The sequence below is a fragment of the Gilvimarinus gilvus genome (genome assembly GCF_030518155.1).
In the GTDB taxonomy this organism is placed as follows: domain Bacteria; phylum Pseudomonadota; class Gammaproteobacteria; order Pseudomonadales; family Cellvibrionaceae; genus Gilvimarinus; species Gilvimarinus gilvus.
In genome coordinates, this window is sequence record NZ_JAULRU010000583.1 from 1 (window position 1) to 19271 (window position 19271).

Sequence of the window (19271 nt, forward strand, 5' to 3'; positions counted from 1 at the left end):
GACGGGCACGATCACCGATGCGAGCAGCCTCAGTGTTGACAGTGTGAGCAGTGACAGCCAGGCGGAAGGCAACACGCTGACGCACACGGTGACGCTGAGCGGATCGAGCGTGAACGCCGAAACCTTCGCGTTCAGCATTGCGGGCAGCGGCACGAACCCGGCGACTTCGGGCACGGACTTCAATGGCACGCTGACGTTCAGTGCGGGCGTGACCGACAATGGCAATGGCACGATCACTGTCGATGCGGGCGTGAGCTCGTTTACGGTGACGGTGGCGAGCACCGAAGACAGCGACGTTGAGAATGATGAAACCTACACGCTGACAGTAGACGGTGAGGCCGCGACCGGCACGATCACGGATGACGATACAGTGCCAGAATTTCTTTCTGGTTCGGATGTGTCAGGTAGTGCGCCTAACGTTGATAGTTACGATTTTGCCAGCTTGCCTGAAGGAAGTACTGCTGGAACAACGGTGGGAACAGTTGTGGCCGAAGACTTAGATGGCGGCACTCTTAGTTATCGCTTCAGTAATGGCACGCAAACCGATGGCGTATTTACAATTAATGCATCGAGCGGTGAAATCACATTAAATCAAGATATTGATGATCCGGATCTAGGTGAATTTAATCTAAATGTTGTTGTATCTGACGATGGGTTTGTAACAATCGGTGATACGGCGAGCGTTGCTATTAATTTAGTGAATAGCAATGACGACCCCGACGCAGTAGACGATGACCTAACAACCGCTGAAGATACCCCCATTACATTGACGGCTGCTGATATTGTCGAAACTAACGATACAGACCTCGATGGCGATAATTTGGTCATTATCGGTGTTAGTAATCCTGTTAATGGCACCGTCGTACTCAACAATGGCATTGTTACTTTCACTCCAACCGAAAACTTTGTAGGTGATGCAACCTTCGAGTACACAATCAGTGATAATAATGGTGGCACTGACTCTGCCACTGTAACTATTGCAGTTACGCCCGTGAACGATGCCCCAACAACGACTAACGGTTCAGTAGAAACCGATGAAGATGTTCCCTATGTTTTCTCGCTATCTGACTTCTCATTTGATGATGTCGATGATGGTGACTCTATCGCGTCAGTGACAATTGAGACGGTTCCAGGTGAAGGTGTTCTTCAATTTTTCGATGGCAGTAATTGGGCTGCGGTAAGTGCAGGGCAAGTTGTTTCGCAATCGGATATTGCAGACGATAACTTACGTTATGAACCACTCGCTGATGCTCCCACCGGGGCGGATAGCGGTACAGGCAATGGAAGTTTTACTTACAGTGTTTCTGACGGTTCGGAAAGCAGTAACATTGCTACCATGACTGTTTCTGTTAATGCTGTAGCTGACGATCCAAACTTGACCTTGGCCGATGCAGGTATTGACGTTTCCAATGAGGCGAATTTCGACTTGCCAACGGGCAATGGTCTTGTATTAGATCGTTTTAACAATGTACCAACTGTTGACACGACCATAGCGGCAGACGCTGATGTGCTGGAAAGTGCATTGAGCGGACTTACGCCTGATTCGACTCAAGTAGTGAGCGAGCTGGGCGATGGAACAACCAGTGGTGATTCAGAAAATATTCCCCTTGATGGGGCGGTGCGCTTAACCGGGTTGATTTATCTCGAGCCAGGTGACTATGAAGTGGAAGGCTACCAAGACGATACATTGCACATTGAAATTGGTGGCAACATACTGTGGTCTGCGGGGTATAACACTTGGGGTAGTTACACTAGCGATACGCTTACGGTTACCGAGTCTGGCTACTACACTTTCGAACTTTACGCCTACAACGGTGCAAATTCGGAAGAAGGTTGGGTAAGCGCGTTGATTGCTACCGATGGTGGCAGCGCACAAACTCTGGATAATTATTCATTGTTTACCGATATTCAAGCGGTTACCGATGCCGGCGGTCAGTATTCTACGTATAGCGATAATGGTGGTGATGGCGGTTACTACCCAGTGCGTTTGAACGAAGGCTTGGAAGATACGCCAATACAGTTGCAAGACATTAGTGCATCTTTGAATGATTTGGATGGCTCTGAGTCTCTGGCTGTGGTGATCTCTCAAATTCCTGCCGGCTCAGTGTTGTCCGATGGTTCAAATGACTTTACTGCAACATCGGGCGCAACCAGTGTCGATGTTACCGGTTGGGATTTAACCTCTCTGACGATAACTGCGCCTTCCGGTTACTTTGGCAGTTTTGACCTTACTGTCTCTGCAATTGCAACCGAAAGCTCCAACGGTGACCAGGCGACTGTTGATGAGGATTTCACTGTCGTAGTATTGCCAGCACCGGATGTTTTGGTGCCTGATGCTGAGGACGATACTTATACCGTTGCCGAAGACGATGTGTTAACTGGTAATGTCAGTACAAACGACACTCAGAGTGTTGATGCCCCTAATGTATACACTGTAGAAGCAGGCGACGGCCCAGCGAACGGTGTAGTAACAATGAATACTGATGGTACCTTTACCTATACGCCCAATTCGGACTTTAATGGCAGTGATAGTTTCATCTACACCGTAACAGATAGTAATGGCGATTCAGACACAGCAACGGCCGGTATTACTGTAACGCCTACCAGTCCTGCTATTGATGCGGTAGATGATTCCGTTATTATAAATGGTGGCTCGAGCTTTACAGGAAGTGTCGCTGGTAATGATCTGCTCGGGGAAACCCCTTCCAACTTTACGATAGCTACCAATGTTTCAAGCGGAACCTTGGTGCTGAATAATGACGGCAGTTATACCTATACACCCACTACAAACTTTAGTGGATCGGACAGCTTTACCTACACAATTGTCGATGCCGACGGTCAAAACGATACAGCCACGGTAAACATAACTGTCGTTGAATTGAATGATAATGCGGGAACCGTGTTCGAAGAGGCATTGCCGAGCGGAAGTAATAGTGCAAGCAACGCAGAAGTTACCAGCGGTAACTTGTTAAGTGATGATCAATCACTGCCGAGCAATCTGAGCCTTGCTGTCAGCATTCCCGCCGGTTCGGTTGACAATAGCGTTGCCGGGCAAAGCACCATTACGACCGCTGAAGGAAATGTGCTGGTTGTCAATACAGACAATACGTCAGCAGGGTTTGGCGATTACACTTACACATTGGTTAATCAACTGAACCACTTGTTAGCAGAGAACGACTTTGCTTCGGGAACGGATGGCTGGACTGGCTCTGGAGTATCGAACAATACTGGAAGTTTACAAATAGATAGGGATTCCATCGCCACCCAAACGTTTAACTTTGACGATACGCTTGGTGGTCAGCAAGTTACCTTGAGCTTTACGTTAAATGTGAGTGGCGGTTGGGATACGTCGGGCGGATCACAAGATTACTTTAGTGTTTCTGATAACAGCGGAGTGATCTATTCAGCTTCTCCGGCAGATGGCAGTACGTCTATTGTATCTGTGCCCGTTACGTTAGATGCGAATGGCGATGTTACTTTGCAGTTGAATGTTAATACAACGGCAGACGCTGAAGTTGCGACTATCGATGATCTTACAATTATGGCTCCGCAATTGACTGATACCTTTACTTATACCTTGACGGATGGTACAGGATACTCGGGAAGTGCAAACCTGAATGTGGCCGTTGTGGACGATTTGGGGGATACACCAAGAGACTATGACGAGTCAATAGAGATTAATGAGAATCAAGATATCGGTGTTGGATTATTCAATCTATTGGATAATGCATCGCCGGAAAGTGGTGCGACAGTTAGTTCGGTGAATGGAATTAGTATCGTTAGCGGCGGCCAGAATATTACCAATCAATTCGTCATTATCGAAAATGCCACTGCGTCTGAACCCGGGAATTATCAATTGGCGCATATCGACGGTTATCGCGTTGGGGATTTGATTGTGAATTCCGATGGTAGCGTGAGTTTTACCAATACCAGCGAGCATGTATTTGACTTTTTGGCCGCAGGTGAGAGCGCGACAATCAATATCGACTATACCGTTGCGGTCAATGGTACTGATCTGGATGAATCGTCAAACGCTCAAATTGAAATATCCGGTGTCAACGATGCCCCTGTCGCTGTCGACGACAGTGGCTTAGTCGAGGGAGCCTTTTCGTCGCAGTTCTGGATATATGAGGAAGGTGCAGGGAATCCGAACCTTGAAACCATCGCTCAGGTATTTAACTACGCCAATAACAATACCCCAGATGCGGTGTTTACCACTACAGAGTTGAATTACGGCGAAGCTGGTGGTGACTTGGGTGCTAACGGCAACTTAGCAAGCTGGATTGGCGATGATGCTGACTCTCTGGTATGGCAGACGGCTTCAGGTACACAAGAGCGAACGGCTGAAGACTCTATTGTCCGATTTAATGGTGTGTTTAATGTTACAACTTCCGGAGTACACACGTTTAATGTTACCCACGATGACGGATTTATTATCCTAGTTGACGGTGAAGCGGTCATGCTGGCGGACTTTATTACGCCTCCTTCAGAAAGGTCGGCAACGGTGACTTTGAGTGCCGGTACTCACAACGTAGAAATTTACTATTGGGATCAGGGCGGCCAGTACGTGTTTGATGCTGAGCTTGATGATCCCTCGGGCAATAATATTTGGGTGCCGGGTAATATTGCGTATACTGCCGGTGGTATTGAAGCTACTCAGAATACCGACGTTACTGTCAATGTATTGGCCAACGATTGGGACATTGATGGCTCCAATACATTGTCCGTACAGTCGGTTGGTACTCCTGGCAATGGTTCAGCTGTTGATAATGGGAATGGTACTATCACGTACACGCCTGCCGAGAACTTTGTAGGTTTGGATAGTTTCCAGTACACGATAGTCGATAGTAATGGTGCTACCTCCAGCGCCACGGTCACGATTGATGTCCAAGCTCTGGATGTATTGCCGGTACTTGACCTCGATGGCAATGACAGTACGGCTACCGGTAACGATTTCGAAACCAGTGTGTTGCCTGGTGAATCAACGGCAGTTGCTGATACTGATTTGTTGTTAAGCAATGAGTCTGAGCTGCAGGGTGCTATATTTACTCTGACAAATCCCGCAGACGGCGACTCTTTGTCTATTGATGCATCGGTATTGGTGGGTACCAACATTACAGTGACAGAATTTGCGGCTGACGGCACGTTTGTTTTGTCCGGTAATGCCAGCGTGGCTGATTATCAAGCTGCTATTTCTCAGGTGGTTTACAACGCTGGAGATGGCACCGATTCTTCTGATCGCGTTATTGAAATAACAGTAGAGGATGCCAGTGGTACCAGCAATACGGCCTCTGCGACGGTTAATTACTCCTCTGCTCCTGCGGCGGCGCCGGCAAGTGCATTTGCTGCGTCAACAGATAATGTGGTTGAAGGAACCTCAGGTGATGATGTGCTAGAGGCTACCGCTGCCACAGATACCTTAAGTGGTCTGGCCGGTGCCGATACTTTTGCCTGGTCTCTGGGGGATGAGGGCACCGCTGGCACTCCGGCATCGGATACCGTCAGTGACTTCAACCTGTCTGAAGGCGATGTGTTAGCTCTGGGTGATTTGCTACAGGGTGAAAATAGCGGCAATTTGACAGAGTACCTGCACTTCGAAACAACAACAGATGCTACTATTGTTCATATCAGCAGTACCGGAAGCTTTGATGGCAGTAACTACACCAGCGCTACGGATCAAACGATCACCCTTGAGGGAGTTAGCTTGAGTGGCAGTGATACGGAGATCATCAATCAGCTGCTTACCGGTAATCACCTAGATGTGGAATAGTAGACGCATATGTTTGTAAGGCGGGATTTCAGTGGCGCTATTTGTGCCATTAGCAAAACCGAGTCGGTCGACTGTTTTGAAGCGGTCGGTTCCGACTCGGCGGAACTTTTGGCCTTTTTGCGTGAGTTTCAGCCGGAGGTGGAGCAGTCTCTGGCCGAATCCGACTTGCAAATGGCGCGGGTCATGGAGGATGTGGTTAATGTGCTGATCGATAAATCGGTGATTTGCTTCACCGATTTGCCTGAGGCGGCGCAAAGTAAATTAATGCACCGTAAAGAAATGCGCGGGCACTTTCAGGCCATTTCTTTGTTGGATGATGACGACGATATAAAATTCTGATCTCAAATTAAAAACCAAAGCCCGTGTTTGCCAGAACACTGAACACGTGTTTTTGGGTTGTCACTGTTTTACATAAGCTAGTCGACACCTGGGCCGGTTACGACGTCAATATCCAGCTCGCCCAGCGTCTCTATTTGGGCCGTGTTGGTTACGCCCTCTGCGATCATAACCATACCCAGTGAATGTCCTATGCTACTCAAGCTTTTAATAAACGCATGGTTGATCGAGTTTGTTTCGGCGTCTCGTACAATGGCGCTGTCTAATTTCAAATAGTCCAGGCCAATGCCTTCCAGCTCTTTAATTTGGGTAAATTCTAAACCGACGTGTTCTAAACCAACCTTGCAGCCACGCTCCCGTAGCTCCCGGCTCAACTCTTTTAATAAAGGCATTTGTCGAACTGCACAACTTTCCGGAAATTCTATGTGCAACATGGCGACTTGAATCGGATTTTGCTGTGCAAGTCCAATGATCTGCGCTCTAAATGTAGGGCTAAGTAGTGCATTTTCGGAAACGTTAATAGCCGTTACCTCTTGATTTTGACGTATCTGTGCGACCGCTGCACGCGCCACCTGCCAATCTATTTCTTCGAGTATGCCAAGCCGCTTGGCCCAGCCAACAAAGTAACCGGCGGTTTGCCAGCTGCCATCTAGTTGCAAGCGTACCGGGCGTTCCCAGTGAAAAATTTCACCAGCTATGCTGCGCACTGCAAATCGTCCGAGTTCAACCCCAGGGTTGGCCAGCGCTTTGGTAAGGCTAACGCGCCAATCGTTAAGATTGAGCTGTGCGCCGACGCCCCTTGGCCCGTCAGCGTTATACAGCACAACAGCCCGATTGCCTTTTTGCTCGGCATTGGCAAGCAGGCCGTCGAGACGTGAGAGTAATTGACCGCGACTTTCCTGGTGAATATGTGTGCAAGCAATAGCCAGCCCTATTTTTACCTCTTCGCTCTCATATCGGGTTATGCATTGATACAGCGCTTTGGAAAGGTCTTCACTGGTATTTTTAATGGAAGCCGGCTCAAAACTAACAAAGGCAAAGTCGGTCCCGTTGAGCCTGCCGGCATAATGAGGCGAGTCTTCCATTTTGTGATATAACAAATTTGCTATATCGACGATGAGTGCGTCAACCTGGTCGCGGCCCAACTTTTGGTTGAGCGATATTAAATCCATTAAGCGTAGCAGATAAACAACGGCATTCTTTTCACTGTCCTCACGGGTTAGTGTGCTATCCAGTAAGTTAAGAAAATGTTCCCGGTTAGGCAGTTTAGTAAGTTCGTCTTGTTGAGATTCTTGTCGCAGTTTTTCCAGCTTTTCCGTTTCTTTTTCTAACATGGCCTTAACGCTGGAGGAGAGCGTGTTCATCGCTCGCACTAACCGGCGAAACTCTCGTGTACGAGGCTCTTTTGACATGACAAAGCGGCGCTGGCCAATCGATTCGGCCTGATTCACCACGTAACCCAGAGGCCGTGTGATCAGTTTGAGAATAACGGTGCCAATACCACCAAATACAATTGCGGCAAATAATAGCCACTGCAGAAGTTTTTTACTGGATTGCCATAATTCTTCTTTGGCGTAACGCGAATGACTAATGACTTCGATGGTCGCGAACTGTTGCCAGCCATCTTGTATTTGCGCATGCCCGGGTGACACCTCTATGTTCAGTAGCTGGTCAAACCATTGGGGTATAGGGCTTTTTATATCCCCTTGGTATTCACGTTCAACCAATAGGTCGCCGTTCGGGTCAATCAGCCGAATACTTTGATAGTGGCCTGAGTCGAACTGAGCAGCCACTAACAGCTCGAGCGTCACCAGATCTTTATCCATTTGCGTAATTGACAGCGCGAGTGAGGTCGCGTTATCAATGTTTTTCAACTGCAGCTGTTGCTCTAGATACTGCTTGGCCGCGAAGGTGGTAATAAAAAAACTACCGGTCAACGCGAGAATAAGAATCAGGCATATACCTATCCATAATTGTTTTATCAGTGACATGGTGAGTGAGCTCCCACGGTTTTTCGGTTAGCCGATTGCATCATTGATTGAAGCCTTCTTCTTGCATACGCTGTAACACATCGCGCCAGCGCGAGAGGCGCGCGGTCGGGTCAGTATTGGATTTTTGCCCGCCCAACCACAAACCTTCGCTATTAAAGCTAAAGACGGGGGTCAGGTCGGCTCTTTCATTGGCGGGCAGTATTTTGGGGTTGAGATTGTCGAGAATCAAAGGAATAGCGTCGGGGTTGGGAAAGTAGCCGAGTACCATATGGGCTTGTAGAATGCCGCCGGTGGTGGCCTTCACGTATATCAGGCGCAAATCGTTGGCGGGTATTCCCATCTCAAGCAGCGAAAAATACTTTGCAATGCTGTAGTCCTCGCAATCGCCACCGCGCATTCCCATGGTTTGCAAAGGTGTCGCCCAGTAGTCTTTTGCTTTCCACAGTAGTCGGTCGTCAGTGTAGGTCAGGCCGCGGTTAAAAAAATCGTTTACCACCGTCAACTTTTCGGTCGTAGTGATATCGGTTTTTAGCAATAAATTGGTCCAGGCGCGCAGGTAGGCGAGCCCATCCTCACCGTAGCGGGACTTCATGGTTTGCTCTAGACGATCCGCTTGCAACGCAACGACAGTTGTAGCCAATAAAAAGAAAGCGGCGGAAATGGTAACCGAGAGGTTGCGACTCAAGACTTTGAACGTGCTGCCAGTACCCAATGGCCAACTCACCCCGGTGAGATTGGTATTAAGTAAAGAATTAGGCTGCCTATTCAAACGTGGTGTCCTGCTCACTGCATGTCATACCCCAGTATAGCAGGATGAGCCATGAGTTGAGTTGACTGTGCAGACCAGATTATTGCGAAAATAAGGTTGCGAGGTCACCCAGAAGTTGGCCCTTGGGTGGGGAGAGCTCTAGCCCGTTTTTGTTAGTGCAGAGTGCGTCGGGGCTTTGCGGGCGGTGCCGTATCTATAGATTTAGCGCTAGCTGGGGCAGGGCGGTCAGTTGCCGCCTCTTGAATTTGCATCAACTGACGTTTGAGGCGAGATACAACGCGCCCCATAATCTCAGTGGTCTGTTCAAGCTGATCCAGGGTAAACAAAAGCTCTTCCGGATCGACCTTATTGATGTTATTCCCCATGAGTTTTACCCCTTGTGACTAAACGAGGCCTGATTGTAAACAAGCCCCGTAGTCGCAGTTTAATCCCAGCTCAGTGCGCCGCCAGTTTGATATTCAATCACGCGGGTTTCAAAGAAGTTTTTCTCTTTGCGCAAATCCATGATTTCACTCATCCAGGGGTACGGGTTTTGTGCACCCGGGTACTGTTCTTTAAGTCCCAGCTGCGCCAAACGGCGGTTGGCGATAAAGTGCAGGTATTCTTCCATGGTGGCGGCGTTCATACCCAGAATGCCACGCGGCATAGAGTCGCGAGCGTACTTAATTTCCAGTTCGGCGCCCTCCAGAATCATCTGTGTCACTTCTTGCTGGAATGATTCCGTCCAAAGCTTGGGGTTCTCTAGCTTAATTTGGTTGATAACGTCGATACCAAAGTTTAAGTGCATGGACTCATCGCGCAGAATGTACTGAAACTGTTCCGCCACACCGGTCATTTTATTACGGCGGCCCATGGACAAGATTTGGCTGAAACCACAGTAGAAGAAAATGCCTTCGGTGACCACGTAAAAAGCCACTAGGTTGCGCAGCAATTCCTGGTCATCTTCTATAGTGCCAGTGTTAAAGGTTGGATCGCCTAAGGATTGTGTGTGCTTAAGGCTCCAGGCCGCTTTTGCCGCTACTGACGGTAATTCGCGGTACATGTTAAACACTTCACCTTCATCCATACCCAGAGATTCAATACAGTACTGATAGGCGTGTGTATGGATCGCTTCTTCAAACGCTTGGCGTAAAATGTATTGACGGCACTCAGGGTTGGTGACCAGACGATAAATCGCCAGCACCAGATTATTGGCAACCAGTGAGTCGGCCGTGGAGAAATACCCCAAGCTGCGCATGATTACGCGGCGCTCGTCATCGGTTAGGCCATCTGCGCTTTTCCACAACGCGATGTCGGCTGTCATGTTCACTTCCTGCGGCATCCAGTGGTTGGCGCAGCCGTCCAGATACTTCTGCCAGGCCCAGTCATACTTAAAGGGCACCAGCTGATTGAGGTCAGCGCGGCAATTGATCATGCGCTTGTCGTCTACCTCAATACGTTCAGCGCCCATTTCCAGCTCTTCTAAACCGGGGGCAACGTCAAGATGCTCGAGCGATTCACGTGCAGCTTCGAGTGCTCGTGATGCTTCTTCCGCACTGGCCTGTTCAGCCGTTTGCGCAGCGGCAGGCTCTTCCACCTTGGGTGGAGCTGCGGGCGCAGGTTTACTTGGTGCAATGCTTTCTTCGGTATTAAAATCGTCCCAACTCAACATGATGATACGGTCCTTTCGGTGAGTGGCTTTTGGTATTTGTTCCGCGCCCGGTGCCTAACAACGGGCGTTTTCAATCGTTGTTATGTTTACTGACAGGCTTCGCAGTCTGGGTCGTCCAGTGAGCAGGCCTGGGGCACCGGCGCGGCGCTAGCACCCGCGGCGGGCTCAGACGCACTTGCCGAAGCGGCACCCGCAGTGCTTCCACCTGAAGAAACCGCGTTCAGAGAGCCGGTGTTAATGGTGGACTTCTCGGTAGAGGTGGCCGCCAGTGCGCGCAGGTAGTAAGTGGTTTTTAAACCCTGGAACCAAGCCATACGGTAGGTAACATCCAATTTCTTACCATTGGCGCCTGAGATGTACAGGTTGAGGCTTTGCGCCTGATCGATCCACTTTTGGCGACGACTGGCTGCTTCCACAATCCAGCGCGGCTCAACCTCGAAGGCTGTGGCGTACAGCTGCTTGATTGCGGCCGGAATACGGTCGATTTTCTGCAGTGAGCCCTCGTAGTATTTGAGATCGTTGACCATTACGCTGTCCCACAATCCTTCAGCTTTTAGGTCGCGCACCAGCGCCGGGTTTACCACGGTAAACTCACCAGACAGGTTCGATTTTACATACAGGTTTTGGTAAGTCGGCTCGATGGACTGACTGACACCGGTAATGTTGGCAATAGTCGCAGTAGGTGCAATGGCCATAACGTTCGAGTTACGCATACCCTGAGATTTCACCTTATCGCGCAGTGTGTCCCAGTCGAGGCGTTGGCTGCGATCAACTTGAATAAAGTCAGCGCCGCGCTCACTGGCCAGGATTTCAATGGAGTCAATGGGCAACTGACCTTTGCTCCACAGTGAGCCTTCGAACGTTGAATAACGTCCGCGCTCGGCGGCCAGATTGGAAGACTCTTCAATGGCGTGATAGCTGATGGCTTCCATTGATATATCGGCAAACTCGACCGCTTCTGGCGAGCCGTAGGCGATGTGCTGTGCGTAGAGCGCGTCCTGGAACCCCATAAGGCCAAGGCCAATAGGGCGGTGACGCAGATTCGATGTGCGAGCACTTTCCACTGAGTAGTAGTTGATGTCGATGACGTTATCGAGCATCCGAATGGCGGTTTTTACAGTGGCTGCCAGTTTTTCCCGGTCGAGCTTACCGTCGACAATGTGTTGAGCCAGATTCACCGAGCCCAGGTTACAAACGGCAATTTCTTCGTCGGCCTTGGTGTTCAGGGTGATTTCTGTACACAGGTTAGAGGAGTGCACAACACCGGCGTGTTGTTGCGGGCTTCTTAAGTTACAGGCGTCTTTAAACGTAATCCATGGGTGGCCGGTTTCGAACAGCATGCCCAGCATCTTGCGCCACAAATCCAATGCGCGCAGTTTTTTGTGCAATTTGATTTTGCCTTCGGCCGCTTGTTGCTCGTAGTACGCATAGCGCTCTTCAAACGCCTTGCCGTACAAATCGTGTAAGTCCGGCGCGTCGCAGGGTGAGAATAACGTCCACTCCTTGTCTTCGAACACGCGCTTCATAAACAGATCGGGCACCCAGTTTGCGGTGTTCATGTCGTGGGTGCGGCGGCGGTCATCACCGGTGTTTTTGCGCAGCTCGAGAAATTCTTCAATGTCCAGGTGCCAGGTTTCCAGATAGGCACATACCGCGCCCTTGCGCTTGCCGCCCTGGTTTACGGCTACGGCAGTGTCGTTTGCAACCTTAAGAAAGGGAACTACACCCTGTGAGCGGCCGTTGGTGCCTTTGATGTAGGAGCCCAGCGAGCGCACCGGAGTCCAGTCGTTACCCAAGCCACCGGCAAACTTCGACAACATGGCGTTGTCTTGCATGGCGCCATAAATGCCGTGCAGGTTGTCGGGAATGTTAGTCAGGTAACAAGAGGACAGCTGCGGGCGCAGGGTGCCTGCGTTAAACAGAGTCGGTGTCGAGCTCATGTAGTCAAACGAGCTGAGCAGACGGTAGAACTCAATGGCGCGCTCTTCACGGTTGTCTTCTTCAATGGCGAGGCCCATGGCCACACGCATGAAAAAGACTTGCGGCAGTTCAATGCGTACATCGTTGCTGTGGATAAAGTAGCGATCGTACAGAGTCTGTAAGCCTAAGTAGGTAAACTGCAAGTCGCGCTCGGCCAGCAGTGCTTTGCCCAGCTTATCCAGATCGAAATTAAGCAGGTCAGCATCTAGTAGCTCCAGCTCTACACCTTTACTGATGTAAGCGGGAAGGGCGCGAGCGTATAAGGTTTCCATATCGCCTTGAGTGGCGGCATTGGCAATGCCCAAGAAGCCCAGCGCTTCGGCGCGGAGCTTGTCGAGTAGCAGGCGAGCGGTGGCGTAGCTGTAGTTAGGCTCTTTCTCCACCAAGGTGCGCGCGGTGATGACCAAAGACGTGTTGACGTCGTCGAGCGAAACACCGTTGTATAGGCTGCGCATAGCTTCGTCGAGAATGGCTTTTTCGTCTACGTCTTCCAGGCCAGCGCAGGCCTCGCGTACCACCGTGCGTACCCGGGCCATATCCAGCAGGGCGCTGGAGCCATCGTCCAGAGTGATTTGCAGGGCAGGGTAATCGGGGTCGGCTTCAACGTCTGTTACTTCTGGTTTCTTCTCGGCACGGATGCGCGCGTGCTCTTCGCGGTAGAGCACGTAATCGCGCGCGATTTTTTGCTCGCCAGAGCGCATCAGTACCAGCTCGACCTGATCCTGGATGTCTTCAATGTGCACAGTGCCGCCAGAGGGCATACGGCGCTTAAACGTTGCTGTAATCTGCTTGGTGAGGTTGTCTACGGTTTCGTGGACACGGCTTGAGGCCGCGGCTGTGCCGCCTTCGACTGCCAAAAACGCTTTAGTCATTGCCACTGCGATCTTACTCGCATCAAAAGGCACAACGGTGCCGTTGCGCTTAATAACGCGCAATTGACCTGGGGCGGTAGCCTCCAGGTCGTTGTTGGCCTCGGTAGAGGCGCCAGCTTGTACCTGAGCGGTCTTCGACTGATCGGTTTCTGTGTACATTAATGTCTCCGAGAATAATTCCCTGGTGGTGAAAGTGCGAGCGCTAGCACTCGATATCACTCGATATTGTTGTTTACGTTTTACAGCGCCAACGCTCTTCATGAACGTTGGTGACAGGTGTGGCCTGTCTACCAGATGATGGGGCGACACTTGCGGTTTTACCGACGGTAATCACCCAAGCCCCGTACTTCTTTACTGCTCAAACTCTCATTCAGTAGAGTTCTAAAAAATCTGGATCTTCCAACATACCCCGCACGATGGCGCGCTCAGCATGTTGGTAAACACTTACATTTGGGGCAATTTCAGACCTTTGGATGGTCGGATAGAGAAGGTATCCTTTCGACCGCGTCTGGTGGAGGAATTCGCCCCAAACCCAATATATGGGTGTTTTCAAATTTCGGGATACAAGATAATGCGGTTTACTTGGGAATGCAAGTGCAGAAACGAGCGGCTAAGCTGTGGATAAATTGTGGGTAGATTGATAAGTTGGCATCCACTAACTTCTCGGGCCTGTAACGAGCAGGGCGAGGCTGTTTTGAACCTATTGCGGTGGTTATAGAATAATTATTTATGACAAAGTTGCTGCTTAATAAGTTCGCCGTCGTGCCGGCGAAAGAATAAACAGCATGCCGTGGGGTGGTGGTTATAACGGTCGACACCCACGTGATTTTGCACTGCCGTCGCACTTGAGGGGCATGTTACACTGGGCCTTGCTTGGCGAGGGTGTTGCTCGCTGAATTTGTCGATTGGCTTTCCATGATTTTCTTCAGTTTATTACCCATTTTGGCGCCGGTGTTTATAGCCACGGGCGTCGGTTTTGTCTGGGCGCGTTTGGGGAAAGAGTACCCTTCAGATTTCATCGGTCGTCTGGTGATCAATATAGGTACTCCCTGCCTTATTATTGTCTCCATGGCGCAAACCGATGTGCAGTTGGCGAGTATTTATCGCGTCGCTCTGGCTGCGGCGGGTGTTTTCGTCGTCACGGGTGTCGGTTTTGCGGTTTTGCTAAAAGCTTTCGGCCAGTCTATCCACACTTACTTGCCACCTACAGTATTACCTAACAACGGCAATATGGGTTTGCCGGTGTGCCTTTTTGCGTTCGGTGAAGAAGGTTTGGCCCTGGCACTGGGCTATTTCTTGGTGATGATGTTGTTTACCTTTACCGCTGGTATTGCCGTGGTCGCAGGCGGTGGTCGATGGCGCGATTTCGCTCTGTCAGTTGTTCGCCAACCGGTTTTGTGGGCAATGGCCATCGCCGTTGCGGTGCTGATATGCAACTGGCAATTGCCTCTGTGGTTAAGCAATACCCTCGAATTACTGGGTGGTTTTGCCATTCCGCTGATGATGATTACACTCGGGGTCTCGCTGGCGCAGCTTAAAGTCAGACGATGGCACCGAAGTATAGTGTTTAGCATGATGAGGCTAGCAGGAGGCCTGTTGGCTGGTTGGTTATTGTGTTGGGCGCTGGACCTAAAGGGGGTGGAGCGAGGTGTGGTGCTGTTGCAGTCGGCTATGCCCGTCGCCGTATTCACCTATTTATTGGCGCTTCGCTATGAGCGCGACCATCAGGAGGTGGCGGCGATTGTTATTGCCTCAACCATTATGGCTTTTATAGGCATGCCGGTACTGCTGTGGTGGGTCTTGCCCCCTGCCTAAGCATGCTATAGGCTTGGCGCGGCATTGAGTAGACGGAGACCAACATGGCCGGTGTGCGCGAAATTATATTAACCTTTAGTTGTCAGGATAGCCTCGGACTCGTTGCCCGGGTTGCCACTGTGTTCGCCGAACGCGGCTTTAACATTACCGAGTCTTCCCAATTTGAAGACACGTCGGCAAAGCGCTTTTTTATGCGCACGGTTTTCGATTGCCCCGATAACGTCTCTATGACAGAGATCGAGGCATTGTTTGAGCCGGTGGCCATTGACTACAGCATGGATTGGCAAATCAGTGATACGGCCTGTAAGCCCAAAGTGTTGATTGCGGTGTCCCAGTGGGGGCACTGTTTAAGCAGTCTGCTCAATAGTTGGAAGGTGGGTTCTCTGCCCATCGATATTGTTGGAGTCGTATCCAATCACGAGGTGATGCGCCCGCTTACTGAATGGTATGAACTGCCTTTTCACTATCTGCCGGTTACGCCAGACACAAAACCAGAGCAGGAAGCGGCGATTTGGTCCCTGATGCAGACCACGGACGCTGATTGTTTGGTGCTTGCTCGCTACATGCAAATTCTTTCCGATGATTTGTGTCAAAAGCTGTCTGGCCGGGCTATTAATATTCACCATTCCTTTTTGCCTGGTTTTAAAGGGGCTAAACCGTATCACCAGGCGTATGAGCGCGGCGTTAAGCTGATTGGTGCGACCGCCCACTTCGTGACGGCGGATTTGGACGAGGGGCCGATTATCGAGCAGGCAGTGGAGCGCGTATCACATGTCAACGCCCCAGAGCAGATGGCGGAGATCGGTCGCGATATTGAAGCGGTGGTACTTAACCGTGCATTGCGCTGGCACGCTGAGCATCGTGTGCTACTGAACGGCACAAAAACGGTGGTCTTTTCCCGCTAGAAAAATAAGAACGCCAAGCCCTCAGGCTGGTTAACCGCTGTAAAAAAAGCCGCACTAAACAGTGCGGCTTTTTTATAACCCAGTTTAGTGGGGCATTGGGTTTTGGCTAGGGTCTTCGGGTGTCATGCGCTCGGGGTAGCGGATGGATTCCACCAGCTCCTGAATTTCAGCCGGGGCGGGTTTGGTGACACTCCAAATCGCCAATGCCACCAGCACATTTATACACATACCCAAGGTGCCAATACCTTCCGGAGAAATACCGAACAGCCAGTACTCGGCCGTATTGGGCAGTAAGGGCTCCATAAAAATACCCTTGAATACCACAATATAGGTAGCGGTAAAGAGCAGGCCTGTCACCATACCGGCTATGGCGCCTTCGCGGTTCATCGACTTAAAGAAAATACCCATAATAATTGCCGGGAAGAAGCTCGATGCCGCGAGACCAAAGGCGAAGGCCACCACCTCGGCGACAAATCCGGGTGGATTGATCCCTAAGTAACCCGCAACGCTCACCGCCACGGCGGCTGCTATTCGGGCGAACAATAGCTCCTGCTTTTCAGTGATATTGGGCATGAGATTTCGTTTCAGCAGATCGTGGGATATCGAGGTGGATATCACCAATAACAGCCCCGCAGCGGTGGACAGTGCCGCGGCCAACCCACCGGCGGCAATTAGGGCAATCACCCAGGCTGGCAATCTGGCAATTTCCGGCGTGGCCAAAACCATGATGTCGCGGTCAATGGTCATCTCATTGCGCTCATCGCCGCTGTAAAACAGTCGGCCATCTTCGTTCTTGTCTTCCCAGCTGACCAGGCCCGTGGCTTCCCAGCTTTCAATCCACTGCGGCGCTTCTGCGGCGGCAACACCTTGGGCGTCGGGCCCGTTGATGGTATCGATCATGTTGACGCGGGCAAAAACAGCAACGGCCGGTGCAGTGGTGTAGAGCGCGGCGATAAAGATCAGTGCCCAGCCCGCACTGCGACGGGCATCACGTACCTTGGGTACGGTAAAAAAGCGCACGATCACATGGGGCAGGCCAGCGGTGCCGACCATCAGTGCGGCGGTAATAAAGAACATGTCGATGGTGGATTTCTTGCCCTCGGTATAGGCGTTAAACCCGAGAGACTCACTGAGACCGTCTAGCCGTTCGAGCAGAAATTGCCCCGAGCCATCGGCCAGCGTACTGCCCATACCAATCTGCGGAATCGGGGACCCTGTCATCAAAATACTCAAAAAGAAAGCCGGAACCATAAAGGCAAAAATCAGTACGCAGTACTGCGCTACCTGAGTGTAGGTAATGCCTTTCATGCCGCCGAGTACCGCGTAGAAAAAGACAATGCCCATGCCGATAACAATGCCGAGAGTAATATCGACTTCCAAAAAGCGTGAAAACACCACGCCAACGCCGCGCATCTGGCCCGCGACATAGGTAAAAGACACAAAAATGGCGCACACCACCGCCACCGTGCGGGCTGTTTGCGAGTAATAGCGGTCGCCGATAAAGTCGGGGACGGTAAATTTGCCGAATTTGCGCAAGTAAGGTGCCAGACACAGCGCCAGCAACACATAGCCGCCGGTCCAGCCCATAAGATAAACACTGCCGTCATAGCCCATAAAAGAGATCAGACCAGCCATGGAAATAAACGACGCGGCACTCATCCAGTCGGCCGCGGTCGCCATGCCGTTGGCGATAGGGGGGACATGGCCGCCAGCAACGTAGAACTCTTTGGTGCTGCCGGCTCGGGCCCAGATGGCAATGCCGATGTAGAGGACAAAGGTGACACCGACAATAAGAAAGGTCAGGGTTTGTACATCCATGGGTTACTTCTCCTCTACACCGAATTTATGATCGAGCCGGTTCATGACTTTGACGTAGACAAAGATCAGAACCACGAAGGTGTAGATGGAGCCTTGTTGGGCAAACCAAAAGCCCAGTTTAAAACCACCGATTTGAATGCGGTTCAGTTCGTCTACAAACAGAATTCCGGCGCCGTAGGATACAGCAAACCATATGGATAGCAGGATCAGCAACCAGCGTATGTTCGCGCGCCAGTAGGCTTTGGCTGCGTCTTTCGAGGCAAAGCTCATAGGTTATTCCCCAATTATTGTTATGCGGGCAGGCAAATTGTAACCCATTACTTCAATGATGGGCTAATTCCCTAAGAAGGTATTTATCGACAGGCGAGCCACTTGCGGATTTGTCGAGAAGTTGAAGTCGGGCTCAATACGGCCTGAATGAAGGCTGGTGCAGCGATACAGCAGAAGCCGGTTAAATTTTGCCGGAAAGTAAGCAATTTGTTCAAACAATTCGGTATCGCCTTGAATATAGCCGGGCCCCGGACGTTTTTGTTCCACTTGCGCTTTTAGTGTGCTCATATACTGGCCATAACGCGTTTGGTCGACAAACTCGAACCCAGTTTGGCGGTGGCGAAAGAAGGCGGTACCGCTGTATTGATCCTGGTGTTGGTTACACAGAAAATATATCGAAGCAAGTTCCTTGGGGTTATTGGAGTCAAAGTGGGGAAGTTTTTGCAGCAAAAAGAGCTTTTCTGGCGGTGTGGTTACCAGTGAAAAGCTGGAGTCTGCCCGGCTGATGTCGCCGGGTTTTACCGCAAAGTATTGTTCGAGCAATTCAGGCAGTATGGACTGCATAGCCAGTGTATAGAGTTCTGGTGCCGGGCAGCGAACGCCAGGGTAGAATTTATGCTCAGTGGCAAAGTGGCTTTTGCTAGCCGTGTCGATCAATGGCAGTGGATCTTGCAAAAAATTGTCAATAATAAGCACCGGCTGCTGTTCAGAGCCAATTTTGACGCACTCAATAACAGGGTTGTTTGACGGCTTTATTGTTGCGGACATATTGTGGGTGTTTTGTGTTGTAATGGGTTTTTAGTCTTCGCAAGTTACACTAGCAGGCTGTTGAAAACCACCTTACGTACTCAGACTCTCAGGCTGGTTCGTAATCTAGGCGCTACTTTGACGGTGTGTGCCCACCCATCGAAAAGTAGTAACGACGAGTGCGGGCCAGCCTGGAAGTCCCGCAGGGCGAGGCCTGAAGCGCACATCTGTCGCACCTTGCCTCTAGCAAAGGGAGCCACCCTGTCCGTCTAGACAAGGCACGACATCTGCACGCTTCGGGTCTCGCTGTGCATGCAAGGGGTTTCACAACAGCCTGCTAGATAGCC

Annotated in this window: 12 protein-coding genes; 4 read left to right on the plus strand and 8 right to left on the minus strand. The window is 50.7% G+C overall.

Translation table 11 applies throughout. The annotated features are described in order from the left end of the window. Window positions 1–43: 43 nt before the first annotated feature. Window positions 44–5770, plus strand: coding sequence for a tandem-95 repeat protein (locus QWI17_RS13805; RefSeq protein ID WP_302723104.1), 5727 nt, complete (start codon window positions 44–46; stop codon window positions 5768–5770). Between the two features lie 9 nt (window positions 5771–5779). Beyond that, window positions 5780–6109: a hypothetical protein gene (locus tag QWI17_RS13810; RefSeq protein WP_302723105.1), complete on the plus strand. Its 330-nt coding sequence runs from the start codon at window positions 5780–5782 to the stop codon at window positions 6107–6109. 77 nt (window positions 6110–6186) lie between these two features. Here the strand turns inward: QWI17_RS13810 and QWI17_RS13815 are convergent, their stop codons facing one another. The 5 genes from QWI17_RS13815 to QWI17_RS13835 form a co-directional block, all read right to left on the minus strand. Continuing rightward, window positions 6187–8097 (minus strand): bifunctional diguanylate cyclase/phosphodiesterase, encoded by a 1911-nt coding sequence (locus QWI17_RS13815; RefSeq protein WP_302723106.1) that lies wholly within the window; start codon window positions 8095–8097, stop codon window positions 6187–6189. Window positions 8098–8137: 40 nt separating this feature from the next. Further along, window positions 8138–8866 carry a transglutaminase-like cysteine peptidase gene (locus QWI17_RS13820; protein ID WP_302723107.1) on the minus strand — a complete coding sequence of 243 codons (729 nt, stop codon included), beginning with the start codon at window positions 8864–8866 and terminating at the stop codon, window positions 8138–8140. 152 nt (window positions 8867–9018) lie between these two features. Then, complete coding sequence (locus tag QWI17_RS13825) at window positions 9019–9231, minus strand: hypothetical protein (RefSeq protein WP_302723108.1); 213 nt, start codon at window positions 9229–9231, stop codon at window positions 9019–9021. 59 nt (window positions 9232–9290) lie between these two features. Next, the gene (locus QWI17_RS13830; protein WP_302723109.1) at window positions 9291–10517 is read right to left on the minus strand and encodes a ribonucleotide-diphosphate reductase subunit beta; all 1227 of its coding nucleotides are present in this window, start codon (window positions 10515–10517) and stop codon (window positions 9291–9293) included. An 86-nt stretch (window positions 10518–10603) separates the two neighbouring features. Continuing rightward, on the minus strand, window positions 10604–13528 hold the full coding sequence (locus QWI17_RS13835) for a ribonucleoside-diphosphate reductase subunit alpha (protein ID WP_302723110.1): 2925 nt from the start codon (window positions 13526–13528) through the stop codon (window positions 10604–10606). A gap of 726 nt (window positions 13529–14254) precedes the next feature. Here QWI17_RS13835 and QWI17_RS13840 point away from each other — a divergent pair. Together QWI17_RS13840 and purU are read left to right on the plus strand one after the other, a co-directional pair. Beyond that, on the plus strand, window positions 14255–15184 hold the full coding sequence (locus QWI17_RS13840) for an AEC family transporter (protein WP_302723111.1): 930 nt from the start codon (window positions 14255–14257) through the stop codon (window positions 15182–15184). Between the two features lie 44 nt (window positions 15185–15228). Next, window positions 15229–16089: a formyltetrahydrofolate deformylase gene (purU, locus tag QWI17_RS13845; RefSeq protein ID WP_302723112.1), complete on the plus strand. Its 861-nt coding sequence runs from the start codon at window positions 15229–15231 to the stop codon at window positions 16087–16089. Between the two features lie 84 nt (window positions 16090–16173). Here purU and QWI17_RS13850 read toward each other — a convergent pair whose 3' ends face one another. The 3 genes from QWI17_RS13850 to QWI17_RS13860 form a co-directional block, all read right to left on the minus strand. Next, a complete protein-coding gene (locus QWI17_RS13850; protein WP_302723113.1) occupies window positions 16174–17907 on the minus strand; it encodes a sodium:solute symporter family protein in 1734 nt (577 codons plus the stop codon). Window positions 17908–17910: 3 nt separating this feature from the next. Further along, window positions 17911–18177: a DUF4212 domain-containing protein gene (locus tag QWI17_RS13855; protein ID WP_302723114.1), complete on the minus strand. Its 267-nt coding sequence runs from the start codon at window positions 18175–18177 to the stop codon at window positions 17911–17913. Between the two features lie 63 nt (window positions 18178–18240). Next, on the minus strand, window positions 18241–18945 hold the full coding sequence (locus QWI17_RS13860; protein ID WP_302723115.1) for a DUF6445 family protein: 705 nt from the start codon (window positions 18943–18945) through the stop codon (window positions 18241–18243). Window positions 18946–19271: the final 326 nt, after the last annotated feature.

Bases quoted from the DNA above. Each gene is read 5' to 3' on its own strand.
- QWI17_RS13825 (WP_302723108.1), bottom strand. From the start codon at position 9,231: ATGGGGAATAACATCAATAAGGTCGATCCGGAAGAGCTTTTGTTTACC.
- QWI17_RS13835 (WP_302723110.1), bottom strand. From the start codon at position 13,528: ATGTACACAGAAACCGATCAGTCGAAGACCGCTCAGGTACAAGCTGGC.
- QWI17_RS13815 (WP_302723106.1), bottom strand. From the start codon at position 8,097: ATGTCACTGATAAAACAATTATGGATAGGTATATGCCTGATTCTTATT.
- QWI17_RS13850 (WP_302723113.1), bottom strand. From the start codon at position 17,907: ATGGATGTACAAACCCTGACCTTTCTTATTGTCGGTGTCACCTTTGTC.
- QWI17_RS13860 (WP_302723115.1), bottom strand. From the start codon at position 18,945: ATGTCCGCAACAATAAAGCCGTCAAACAACCCTGTTATTGAGTGCGTC.
- QWI17_RS13810 (WP_302723105.1), top strand. From the start codon at position 5,780: ATGTTTGTAAGGCGGGATTTCAGTGGCGCTATTTGTGCCATTAGCAAA.
- QWI17_RS13830 (WP_302723109.1), bottom strand. From the start codon at position 10,517: ATGTTGAGTTGGGACGATTTTAATACCGAAGAAAGCATTGCACCAAGT.
- purU (WP_302723112.1), top strand. From the start codon at position 15,229: ATGGCCGGTGTGCGCGAAATTATATTAACCTTTAGTTGTCAGGATAGC.
- QWI17_RS13855 (WP_302723114.1), bottom strand. From the start codon at position 18,177: ATGAGCTTTGCCTCGAAAGACGCAGCCAAAGCCTACTGGCGCGCGAAC.